Here is a 12,297-nt window from a genome sequence, read left to right as displayed (position 1 = left end):
GATGGTCGCGTAGGCCGTCCCCCAATTCAGGAATTGAGTCATGTCTCTGACTAACGAACAAATCATCGAAGCAATCGGCCAGAAATCCGTAGTGGAAATCGTTGAGCTGATCAAAGCGATGGAAGAAACCTTCGGTGTTACCGCTGCTGCTGCTTCGGCTGGCCCAGCTGTAGCTGCTGCTGCTGTTGAAGAGCAAACCGAGTTCAACGTTGTTCTGCTGGAAGCTGGCGAGAAGAAGGTTAACGTGATCAAGGCAGTTCGTGAACTGACCGGTCTGGGCCTGAAAGAAGCCAAAGAGAAAGTAGACGGCGCTCCTCAGGTTGTAGCTGAAGGCGTTTCGAAAGAAGCTGCTGAAGACGCTAAGAAGAAGCTGGAAGAAGCAGGCGCTAAAGTCGAGCTGAAATAAGTATCGACTTTGCTCCTCCAGCCCGAGCGTCAAGCGACAGGCTGATGGCTGGTGGCTCTTGCCACCGGCCTTTTTCCGTTATTGGCAGCCGACTGGGTCGGTGCTGATAAAGGCGCTGTAACCACCCGATGCGGTGGCGCAAACCATGGGGTTTGCACGATTTTCTGGCTGCTCCCGTCGGGAGGGGCCAAACAAGCAGGTGACCAAGCTGGGGAACGCTGATGGCTTACTCATATACTGAGAAAAAACGTATCCGCAAGGACTTTAGCAAGTTGCCGGACGTCATGGATGTGCCGTACCTCCTGGCCATCCAGCTGGATTCGTATCGTGAATTCTTGCAAGCGGGAGCGACTAAAGATCAGTTCCGCGACGTGGGCCTGCATGCGGCCTTCAAATCCGTTTTCCCGATCATCAGCTACTCCGGCAATGCTGCGCTGGAGTACGTCGGTTATCGCCTGGGCGAACCGGCATTTGATGTCAAAGAATGCGTATTGCGCGGTGTAACTTTCGCCGTACCTTTGCGGGTAAAAGTGCGCCTGATCATTTTCGACAAAGAGTCGTCGAACAAAGCGATCAAGGACATCAAAGAGCAAGAAGTCTACATGGGCGAAATCCCATTGATGACTGAGAACGGTACCTTCGTAATCAACGGTACCGAGCGTGTTATCGTTTCCCAGCTGCACCGTTCCCCGGGCGTGTTCTTTGACCACGACCGCGGCAAGACGCACAGTTCCGGTAAACTGCTGTACTCCGCGCGCATCATTCCTTACCGCGGTTCGTGGCTGGACTTCGAGTTCGACCCGAAAGACTGCGTGTTCGTGCGTATCGACCGTCGTCGCAAGCTGCCGGCCTCGGTGCTGCTGCGCGCGCTCGGCTACACCACCGAAGAAGTGCTGGACGCTTTCTACACCACCAACGTATTCCACGTTAAAGGCGAAGGCCTGAGCCTGGAACTGGTGCCTCAGCGTCTGCGCGGTGAAGTGGCTGTCCTCGATATCCAGGACGATAAAGGCAAGGTTATTGTCGAGCAGGGCCGTCGTATTACTGCCCGCCACATCAACCAGTTGGAAAAGGCCGGGATCAAAGAGCTGGACGTGCCTCTGGACTACGTCCTGGGTCGCACCACCGCCAAGGTCATCGTGCATCCGGCTACCGGCGAAATCCTGGCAGAGTGCAACACCGAGCTGTCGACCGAAGTCCTGGCGAAAATCGCCAAGGCCGGCGTTGTTCGCATCGAAACTCTGTACACCAACGACATCGACTGCGGTCCGTTCATCTCCGACACGCTGAAGATCGACTCCACCAGCAACCAATTGGAAGCGCTGGTCGAGATCTATCGCATGATGCGTCCAGGCGAGCCGCCAACCAAAGACGCTGCCGAAACCCTGTTCAACAACCTGTTCTTCAGCCCTGAGCGCTATGACCTGTCTGCGGTCGGCCGGATGAAGTTCAACCGTCGTATCGGTCGTACCGAGATCGAAGGTTCGGGCGTGCTGTGCAAGGAAGACATCGTCGCGGTACTGAAGACTCTGGTCGACATCCGTAACGGTAAAGGCATCGTCGATGACATCGACCACCTGGGTAACCGTCGTGTTCGCTGCGTAGGCGAAATGGCCGAGAACCAGTTCCGCGTTGGCCTGGTACGTGTTGAGCGTGCGGTCAAAGAGCGTCTGTCGATGGCTGAAAGCGAAGGCCTGATGCCGCAAGACCTGATCAACGCCAAGCCAGTGGCTGCGGCGGTGAAAGAGTTCTTCGGTTCCAGCCAGCTCTCGCAGTTCATGGACCAGAACAACCCGCTGTCCGAGATCACCCACAAGCGTCGTGTCTCTGCACTCGGCCCTGGCGGTCTGACTCGTGAGCGCGCAGGCTTTGAAGTTCGTGACGTACACCCGACTCACTACGGTCGTGTATGCCCGATTGAAACGCCGGAAGGTCCGAACATCGGTCTGATCAACTCCTTGGCTGCTTATGCCCGCACCAACCAGTACGGCTTCCTGGAAAGCCCGTACCGCGTGGTGAAAGAGGGTGTGGTCACTGACGAGATCGTGTTCCTGTCCGCCATTGAAGAAGCCGATCACGTGATCGCGCAGGCTTCGGCGACCATGAACGACCAGAAAGTCCTGATCGACGAGCTGGTAGCCGTACGTCACCTGAACGAATTCACCGTCAAGGCGCCGGAAGACGTCACCCTGATGGACGTTTCGCCGAAGCAGGTAGTTTCGGTTGCAGCGTCGCTGATTCCGTTCCTCGAGCACGACGACGCCAACCGTGCGTTGATGGGTTCGAACATGCAGCGTCAAGCTGTACCAACCCTGCGTGCTGACAAGCCGCTGGTAGGTACCGGCATGGAGCGTAACGTGGCTCGCGACTCCGGCGTTTGCGTCGTGGCTCGTCGTGGCGGCGTGATCGACTCTGTTGATGCCAGCCGTATCGTGGTTCGTGTTGCCGATGACGAAGTTGAAACCGGTGAAGCTGGTGTCGACATCTACAACCTGACCAAATACACCCGCTCGAACCAGAACACCTGCATCAACCAGCGTCCGCTGGTGAGAAAGGGTGATCGCGTTCAGCGTAGCGACATCATGGCTGACGGCCCGTCCACCGACATGGGTGAACTGGCACTGGGGCAGAACATGCGCATCGCGTTCATGGCATGGAACGGCTTCAACTTCGAAGACTCCATCTGCCTGTCCGAGCGTGTGGTTCAGGAAGACCGCTTCACCACGATTCACATTCAGGAACTGACCTGTGTGGCTCGTGACACCAAGCTTGGCCCAGAGGAAATCACTGCGGACATCCCGAACGTGGGTGAGGCTGCACTGAACAAGCTGGACGAAGCCGGTATCGTTTACGTAGGTGCTGAAGTAGGCGCAGGCGACATCCTGGTCGGTAAAGTCACTCCGAAAGGCGAGACCCAACTGACTCCGGAAGAAAAACTGCTGCGTGCGATCTTCGGTGAAAAAGCCAGCGACGTTAAAGACACCTCCCTGCGTGTACCTACCGGTACCAAAGGTACTGTCATCGACGTACAGGTCTTCACCCGCGACGGCGTTGAGCGTGATGCTCGTGCTCTGTCGATCGAGAAGTCCCAGTTGGACGAGATCCGCAAGGATCTGAACGAAGAGTTTCGTATCGTAGAAGGCGCGACCTTCGAACGTCTGCGCTCCGCTCTGGTAGGCCACAAGGCTGAAGGCGGCGCCGGTCTGAAGAAAGGTCAGGACATCACCGACGAAGTTCTCGACGGTCTTGAGCATGGTCAGTGGTTCAAACTGCGCATGGCTGAAGATGCTCTGAACGAGCAGCTCGAGAAGGCTCAGGCCTACATCGTTGATCGCCGCCGTCTGCTGGACGACAAGTTCGAAGACAAGAAGCGCAAACTGCAGCAGGGCGATGACCTGGCTCCAGGCGTGCTGAAAATCGTCAAGGTTTACCTGGCAATCCGTCGTCGCATTCAGCCGGGCGACAAGATGGCCGGTCGTCACGGTAACAAAGGTGTGGTCTCCGTGATCATGCCGGTTGAAGACATGCCGCACGATGCCAATGGCACCCCGGTCGACGTCGTCCTCAACCCGTTGGGCGTACCTTCGCGTATGAACGTTGGTCAGATCCTTGAAACCCACCTGGGCCTCGCGGCCAAAGGTCTGGGCGAGAAGATCAACCGGATGGTCGAAGAGCAGCGTAAAGTCGCTGAACTGCGTACCTTCCTCGACGAGATCTACAACCAGATCGGCGGTCGTAACGAAGATCTGGATAGCTTCTCCGATCAGGAAATCCTGGATCTGGCGAAGAACCTGCGTGGCGGCGTTCCAATGGCCACTCCAGTGTTCGACGGTGCCAAGGAAAGCGAAATCAAGGCCATGCTGAAACTGGCAGACCTGCCGGAAAGCGGCCAGATGCAGCTGACTGACGGCCGTACCGGCAACAAGTTCGAGCGTCCAGTTACCGTTGGCTACATGTACATGCTGAAGCTGAACCACTTGGTAGACGACAAGATGCACGCGCGTTCTACCGGTTCGTACAGCCTGGTTACCCAGCAGCCGCTGGGTGGTAAGGCGCAGTTCGGTGGTCAGCGTTTCGGGGAGATGGAGGTCTGGGCACTGGAAGCATACGGTGCCGCTTACACTCTGCAAGAAATGCTCACAGTGAAGTCGGACGATGTGAACGGCCGTACCAAGATGTACAAAAACATCGTGGATGGCGATCACCGTATGGAGCCGGGCATGCCCGAGTCCTTCAACGTGTTGATCAAGGAAATTCGTTCCCTCGGCATCGATATCGATCTGGAAACCGAATAACACGTGACGCGATCGAGAGCGGGGCAGGACTGCCCGCTCTCTGCTCCGCCAGGAGGAAAGGCCTTGAAAGACCTACTGAATTTGCTGAAAAACCAGGGTCAAGTCGAAGAGTTCGACGCCATCCGTATCGGATTGGCCTCGCCTGAGATGATCCGTTCGTGGTCGTTCGGCGAAGTTAAAAAGCCGGAAACCATCAACTACCGTACGTTCAAACCTGAGCGTGACGGTCTTTTCTGCGCCAAGATCTTTGGCCCGGTAAAGGATTACGAGTGCCTGTGCGGTAAGTACAAGCGCTTGAAGCACCGTGGTGTGATCTGTGAGAAGTGCGGCGTTGAAGTTGCACTGGCCAAGGTTCGTCGTGAGCGCATGGCGCACATCGAACTGGCTTCGCCGGTTGCCCACATCTGGTTCCTGAAATCGCTGCCGTCCCGTATCGGCCTGCTGATGGACATGACCCTGCGTGATATCGAACGCGTTCTCTACTTCGAGAGCTACGTCGTTATCGATCCAGGCATGACCACCCTTGAAAAAGGTCAGCTGCTGAACGACGAGCAGTACTTCGAAGCGCTGGAAGAGTTCGGTGACGACTTCGACGCCCGCATGGGTGCTGAAGCTGTCCGTGAACTGCTGCACGCTATCGACCTGGAGCACGAGATTGGTCGTCTGCGCGAAGAAATTCCGCAAACCAACTCGGAAACCAAGATCAAGAAGCTGTCCAAGCGTCTGAAGTTGATGGAAGCCTTCCAGGGTTCCGGCAACCTGCCAGAGTGGATGGTGCTGACCGTTCTGCCGGTTCTGCCGCCAGATCTGCGTCCACTGGTCCCGCTGGATGGCGGTCGTTTCGCGACTTCCGACCTCAACGATCTGTATCGTCGAGTGATCAACCGTAACAACCGTTTGAAGCGCCTGCTGGATCTGTCCGCTCCGGACATCATCGTGCGCAACGAAAAGCGTATGTTGCAGGAAGCTGTCGATGCACTGCTCGACAACGGTCGTCGTGGCCGCGCTATCACCGGTTCGAACAAGCGTCCTCTGAAATCCCTGGCTGACATGATCAAGGGTAAGCAGGGTCGCTTCCGTCAGAACTTGCTCGGTAAGCGCGTTGACTACTCCGGTCGTTCGGTAATTACCGTAGGTCCGACCCTGCGTTTGCACCAGTGCGGTCTGCCGAAGAAGATGGCTCTCGAGCTGTTCAAACCGTTCATTTTCGGCAAGCTGGAAATGCGTGGTCTCGCGACCACCATCAAAGCGGCCAAGAAAATGGTCGAGCGCGAACTGCCAGAGGTTTGGGACGTTCTCGCTGAAGTAATTCGCGAACACCCGGTTCTTCTCAACCGTGCACCGACCCTTCACCGTCTGGGTATCCAGGCGTTTGAACCGGTCCTGATCGAAGGTAAGGCTATCCAGCTGCACCCGCTGGTCTGCGCCGCGTACAACGCCGACTTCGACGGCGACCAAATGGCCGTGCACGTACCGCTGACGCTGGAAGCCCAGCTCGAAGCGCGTGCGTTGATGATGTCGACCAACAACATTCTGTCGCCAGCCAACGGTGAGCCAATCATCGTTCCGTCGCAGGACGTTGTATTGGGTCTGTACTACATGACTCGTGAAGCGATCAACGCCAAGGGCGAAGGTCGTGTGTTCGCGGATCTGCAGGAAGTTGACCGTGTGTTCCGTGCCGGCGAAGCCGCACTGCACGCCAAGGTCAAGGTTCGTATCAATGAAACCGTCAACGACCGTGACGGCAACAGCGTGAGCAACACTCGTATCGTCGACACCACTGTCGGCCGTGCGCTGCTGTTCCAGGTTGTGCCAAAAGGTCTGTCGTACGATGTCGTCAACCTGCCGATGAAGAAAAAGGCGATCTCCAAGCTGATCAACCAGTGCTACCGCGTGGTTGGTCTGAAAGAGACCGTGATCTTCGCTGACCAGTTGATGTACACCGGTTTCGCTTACTCGACCATCTCCGGCGTTTCCATCGGCGTTAACGACTTTGTTATCCCGGACGAAAAAGCCCGCATCATCGGTGCAGCCACCGACGAAGTGAAAGAGATCGAGAGCCAGTACGCCTCCGGCCTGGTAACCCAGGGCGAGAAGTACAACAAAGTGATCGACCTTTGGTCGAAGGCGAACGACGAAGTTTCCAAGGCGATGATGGCCAACCTCTCGAAAGAGAAAGTCATCGACCGTCATGGCGATGAAGTTGACCAAGAGTCCTTCAACTCGATGTACATGATGGCCGACTCGGGTGCGCGGGGTTCCGCAGCACAGATTCGTCAGCTGGCCGGTATGCGTGGTCTGATGGCCAAGCCGGACGGTTCCATCATTGAAACGCCGATTACTGCGAACTTCCGTGAAGGTCTGAGCGTACTTCAGTACTTCATCTCGACTCACGGTGCTCGTAAAGGTCTGGCGGATACCGCGTTGAAAACTGCGAACTCCGGTTACCTGACTCGTCGTCTGGTAGACGTGGCGCAGGATCTGGTTGTAACCGAGATCGATTGCGGCACCGAACACGGTCTGTTGATGACTCCGCACATTGAAGGCGGTGACGTTGTAGAGCCGTTGGGTGAGCGCGTATTGGGTCGTGTTATTGCCCGTGACGTATTCAAGCCAGGCACCGAGGACGTTATCGTTCCTGCCGGTACCCTGGTAGACGAGAAGTGGGTCGAGTTCATCGAGCTGAACAGCATCGACGAAGTGATCGTGCGTTCGCCGATCAGCTGCGAAACCCGCTATGGCATTTGCGCCAAGTGCTACGGCCGTGATCTGGCTCGTGGTCACCAGGTGAACATCGGTGAAGCGGTCGGCGTTATTGCTGCCCAGTCCATCGGTGAGCCGGGTACCCAGCTGACGATGCGTACGTTCCACATCGGTGGTGCGGCAAGCCGTACTTCCGCAGCCGACAGCGTTCAGGTGAAGAATGGCGGTACTGTCCGTCTGCACAACCTGAAACACGTTGAGCGAGTGGATGGCCACCTGGTTGCCGTGTCCCGTTCCGGTGAGCTGGCAATCGCTGATGACTTCGGTCGTGAGCGTGAGCGTTACAAGCTGCCGTACGGTGCTGTGATTTCGGTTAAAGAAGGTGACAAGGTCGACGCTGGCGCAATCGTGGCCAAGTGGGATCCGCACACTCACCCGATCGTTACCGAAATGAAAGGTACCGTGACCTACGTGGGCATGGAAGAAGGCATCACGATCAAGCGTCAGACTGACGAATTGACCGGTATGACCAACATTGAAGTACTCGACGCGAAAGATCGTCCAGCTGCGGGCAAAGAAATCCGTCCAGCAGTGAAGATGGTCGACGACAACGGCAAGGATCTGTTGCTGCCAGGCACTGACGTTATCGCTCAGTACTTCTTGCCAGCCAACGCCCTGGTCGGTGTTGCGGACGGTGCGAAGATCGCGATCGGTGACGTTATCGCTCGTATCCCGCAAGAAACTTCGAAAACTCGCGACATCACCGGTGGTCTGCCGCGTGTTGCCGACCTGTTCGAAGCTCGTCGTCCGAAGGAAGCGTCGATTCTGGCTGAAGTGAGCGGCACCATCGCGTTCGGTAAAGAGACCAAAGGCAAGCGCCGTCTGGTCATTACCCCGAACGACGGTAGCGATCCGTACGAAGAGCTGATTCCGAAGTGGCGTCACCTGAACGTGTTCGAAGGCGAACAGGTAAACCGCGGCGAAGTTATCTCCGACGGTCCGAGCGATCCGCACGACATTCTGCGTCTGCTGGGTGTGAGCGCGCTGGCCAAGTACATCGTGAACGAGATCCAGGACGTTTACCGTCTGCAAGGCGTGAAGATCAACGACAAGCACATCGAGACCATCCTGCGTCAGATGCTGCGTAAAGTTGAGATCTCCGAGTCCGGCGATTCCAGTTTCATCAAGGGCGACCAGATGGAACTGACTCACGTACTGGTAGAGAACGAGCGTCTGAGCGCGGAAGACAAGTTTGTCTCCAAGTTCACTCGCGTTCTGCTGGGTATCACCAAGGCGTCGTTGTCCACCGAATCGTTCATCTCGGCGGCTTCCTTCCAGGAAACCACTCGCGTACTGACCGAAGCGGCAGTCACCGGCAAGCGCGACTACCTGCGCGGCCTGAAAGAAAACGTGGTTGTGGGTCGTCTGATCCCGGCCGGTACCGGTCTGGCGTACCACAGCGAGCGCAAGCGTCGTCGTGATGCAGACAAGCCGTTGCGCGTAAGCGCCAGTGAAGTGGAAGCTGCACTGACCGAAGCGCTGAACTCGAGCGGTAACTGAGTTCTGCGGTAACTAAGCTGAGGCCCTGATCGCTCCGTTCGTCGAATCGAGACAAATTGTCAAGGTTCGACGGGCGGGGAGGTCGGGGCCTTGCCTTGACTGGGGACAAGATCCTCTTTAGACTCTTGATCCCCTAAATTTGGCGGGAATCCGTTCCTGTCATTTTGCTTTTCTTGCAAGACAATAGCGTCGCAAGACAACAGTGGAGCTAGTAGATGGCAACTATCAACCAGCTGGTACGTCAGCCGCGTAAGCGTATCGTCGAGAAATCCGACGTACCTGCGCTGCAGAACTGCCCGCAACGTCGTGGCGTGTGCACCCGTGTGTACACCACTACGCCGAAAAAACCTAACTCGGCACTGCGTAAAGTATGCCGTGTGCGTCTGACCAACGGTTTCGAGGTTTCCTCGTACATCGGTGGTGAAGGCCACAACCTGCAAGAGCACAGCGTGGTACTGATCCGCGGCGGTCGTGTAAAAGACTTGCCAGGTGTTCGTTACCACACCGTTCGCGGCTCCTTGGATACTTCCGGCGTTAAAGGCCGTAACCAGGGTCGTTCGAAGTACGGTACCAAGCGTCCGAAGTAATCGGTCGTTTTGCAGATTTTCATTTTATTGAGTCGATAAGAGTAAGGTCGGGCTTGCATCCACTGGATCTGTCCCGAACTAACCTGAAGACCGCTTGAGGGCTTATCATGCCAAGACGTCGCGTAGCAGCAAAGCGTGAGATTCTGGACGATCCGAAATACGGAAGCCAGATCCTCGCCAAATTCATGAACCACGTTATGGAAAGCGGCAAGAAAGCCGTTGCCGAGCGTATCGTTTATGGTGCCCTGGAAACCGTGAAGGCTCGTAAGGCCGGCACCGATCCCCTGGAACTCTTCGAAAAAGCACTCGACGCCATCGCTCCGCTGGTCGAAGTGAAGTCGCGCCGCGTTGGTGGTGCTACTTACCAGGTTCCGGTCGAGGTTCGTCCTTCCCGCCGTAACGCTCTGGCAATGCGCTGGTTGGTAGACTTCGCCCGTAAGCGTGGCGAGAAGTCTATGGCTCTGCGCTTGGCTGGCGAACTGCTGGATGCTGCTGAAGGTAAAGGTGCTGCTGTTAAGAAGCGTGAAGACGTGCACCGTATGGCCGAAGCCAACAAAGCTTTCTCGCACTACCGCTTCTAATTTTAGCTTCACTAATTTTGCGAGGGCTTTATGGCTCGTACTACTCCGATTAGTCGCTACCGTAACATCGGTATCGTCGCTCACGTGGATGCTGGTAAAACCACCACCACCGAGCGCGTCCTTTTTTACACTGGCAAAAGTCACAAAATGGGCGAGGTGCATGACGGCGCCGCGACCACAGACTGGATGGTTCAGGAGCAGGAGCGTGGTATTACCATTACTTCTGCTGCCATTACCGCCTTCTGGAAAGGTTCCGAGAAGCAGTACCCGCACGAGCACCGTTTCAACGTCATCGATACCCCGGGCCACGTAGACTTCACCATTGAAGTTGAACGTTCCCTGCGCGTACTCGACGGCGCTGTGGTTGTATTCTGCGGTACTTCGGGTGTTGAGCCGCAGTCGGAAACCGTATGGCGTCAAGCCAACAAATACGGCGTTCCACGTCTTGTTTACGTAAACAAGATGGACCGTGCTGGTGCCAACTTCCTGCGCGTGATCGGTCAGATCAAACAGCGTCTGGGTCACACTCCGGTGCCGATTCAGCTGGCTATCGGTTCGGAAGACAACTTCCAGGGCCAGATCGACCTGATCAACATGCAGGCTGTTTACTGGAACGACTCTGACAAGGGTATGGTTCCTGTTCGCAAGGAAATCCCTGCGGACATGCTCGAGCTGGCTACTGAGTGGCGCAGCAACATGGTTGAGGCTGCGGCCGAAGCCAGTGAAGAGCTGATGAACAAGTACCTGGAAGGCGAAGAGCTGTCGATCGAAGAGATCAAGGCCGCTCTGCGTCAGCGCACTATCGCTGGCGAAATCGTTCTGGCAGTGTGCGGTTCGTCGTTCAAGAACAAGGGCGTTCCCCTGGTTCTCGACGCCGTTATCGACTTCCTGCCTGCTCCAACCGACATTCCAGCTATCAAGGGCTCGAACCCTGATAACGAGGAAGAGGAAATGGAGCGTCACGCAAGTGACGACGAGCCGTTCGCGGCACTGGCGTTCAAAATCGCTACCGACCCATTCGTGGGTACCTTGACCTTCGTCCGTGTTTACTCGGGCGTGTTGAACTCCGGCGACGGCGTGATCAACTCGGTTAAAGGCAAGAAAGAGCGCGTGGGTCGTATGGTGCAAATGCACGCAAACGCCCGTGAAGAGATCAAGGAAGTGCGCGCTGGCGACATCGCGGCCCTGATCGGCATGAAGGACGTCACCACTGGTGAAACCCTCTGCAACGCTGACAAGCCAATCATCCTGGTTCGCATGGACTTCCCGGAGCCGGTTATTTCGGTTGCCGTAGAGCCTAAGACCAAGGATGACCAGGAAAAAATGGGTATCGCACTGGGCAAGCTGGCTCAGGAAGACCCGTCTTTCCGTGTTAAAACTGATGAAGAGACTGGTCAAACGATCATCTCCGGCATGGGCGAGCTGCACCTGGACATCCTGGTTGACCGGATGCGCCGTGAGTTCAACGTCGAAGCCAACATCGGCAAGCCTCAGGTTTCGTATCGTGAGCGCATCACGAAGAATTGTGAAATCGAAGGCAAGTTCGTTCGTCAGTCCGGTGGTCGCGGCCAGTTCGGTCACTGCTGGATCCGTTTTGCTCCTGCTGATGAAGGTCAGGAAGGTCTGCAATTCGTGAACGAAGTTGTAGGTGGTGTGGTTCCTAAGGAATACATCCCGGCTATCCAGAAGGGTATCGAAGAGCAGATGAAGAACGGCGTTGTTGCCGGCTATCCGCTGATCGGCCTGAAGGCAACCGTGTTCGATGGTTCTTACCACGACGTCGACTCCAACGAGATGGCGTTTAAAGTGGCTGCTTCCATGGCGACCAAGCAACTGGCCCAGAAGGGTGGTGGTGAGTTGCTCGAGCCGATCATGGCGGTAGAGGTTGTTACGCCTGAAGACTATATGGGTGATGTAATGGGCGACCTTAACCGTCGTCGCGGCATGATCCAGGGTATGGAAGACACAGTGTCCGGCAAGGTTATCCGTGCCGAGGTTCCACTGGGTGAGATGTTCGGTTATGCGACCGACGTTCGTTCCATGTCTCAGGGTCGCGCAAGCTACTCTATGGAATTCAAAAAATACGATACGGCTCCGTCGCACATCGTCGAATCCGTAACCAAAAAACAAGGCTGATTCAGCCCCTTTAGGCTAGGAGTTAATTG

6 protein-coding genes are annotated in these 12,297 nt (G+C 56.2%); all 6 read left to right on the top strand.

The window, feature by feature from the left end:
• Nucleotides 1-40 precede the first annotated feature (40 nt).
• The 6 genes from rplL (at nt 41) to fusA (ending at nt 12,268) form a co-directional block, all read left to right on the top strand.
• Nucleotides 41-406, top strand: coding sequence for a 50S ribosomal protein L7/L12 (gene rplL / locus ACOYXI_RS16310; RefSeq protein WP_007962228.1), 366 nt, complete (start codon nt 41-43; stop codon nt 404-406).
• A gap of 221 nt (nt 407-627) precedes the next feature.
• A complete protein-coding gene (gene rpoB, locus ACOYXI_RS16305; RefSeq protein WP_098965865.1) occupies nt 628-4,701 on the top strand; it encodes a DNA-directed RNA polymerase subunit beta in 4,074 nt (1,357 codons plus the stop codon).
• A gap of 63 nt (nt 4,702-4,764) precedes the next feature.
• Nucleotides 4,765-8,964: a DNA-directed RNA polymerase subunit beta' gene (gene rpoC, locus ACOYXI_RS16300; protein WP_027614261.1), complete on the top strand. Its 4,200-nt coding sequence runs from the start codon at nt 4,765-4,767 to the stop codon at nt 8,962-8,964.
• 215 nt (nt 8,965-9,179) lie between these two features.
• Nucleotides 9,180-9,551: a 30S ribosomal protein S12 gene (gene rpsL / locus ACOYXI_RS16295; protein ID WP_003186084.1), complete on the top strand. Its 372-nt coding sequence runs from the start codon at nt 9,180-9,182 to the stop codon at nt 9,549-9,551.
• A 107-nt stretch (nt 9,552-9,658) separates the two neighbouring features.
• The gene (rpsG, locus tag ACOYXI_RS16290; RefSeq protein ID WP_003228745.1) at nt 9,659-10,132 is read left to right on the top strand and encodes a 30S ribosomal protein S7; all 474 of its coding nucleotides are present in this window, start codon (nt 9,659-9,661) and stop codon (nt 10,130-10,132) included.
• Nucleotides 10,133-10,162: 30 nt separating this feature from the next.
• A complete protein-coding gene (fusA, locus tag ACOYXI_RS16285) occupies nt 10,163-12,268 on the top strand; it encodes an elongation factor G (RefSeq protein ID WP_007962223.1) in 2,106 nt (701 codons plus the stop codon).
• Nucleotides 12,269-12,297: the final 29 nt, after the last annotated feature.

The organism is Pseudomonas sp. G3-19 (assembly GCF_054855875.1).
This window is presented reverse-complemented; position numbering and strand designations above follow the sequence as displayed.

Bases quoted from the DNA above. Each gene is read 5' to 3' on its own strand.
- rpsG (WP_003228745.1), top strand. From the start codon at position 9,659: ATGCCAAGACGTCGCGTAGCAGCAAAGCGTGAGATTCTGGACGATCCG.
- fusA (WP_007962223.1), top strand. From the start codon at position 10,163: ATGGCTCGTACTACTCCGATTAGTCGCTACCGTAACATCGGTATCGTC.
- rplL (WP_007962228.1), top strand. From the start codon at position 41: ATGTCTCTGACTAACGAACAAATCATCGAAGCAATCGGCCAGAAATCC.
- rpoB (WP_098965865.1), top strand. From the start codon at position 628: ATGGCTTACTCATATACTGAGAAAAAACGTATCCGCAAGGACTTTAGC.
- rpsL (WP_003186084.1), top strand. From the start codon at position 9,180: ATGGCAACTATCAACCAGCTGGTACGTCAGCCGCGTAAGCGTATCGTC.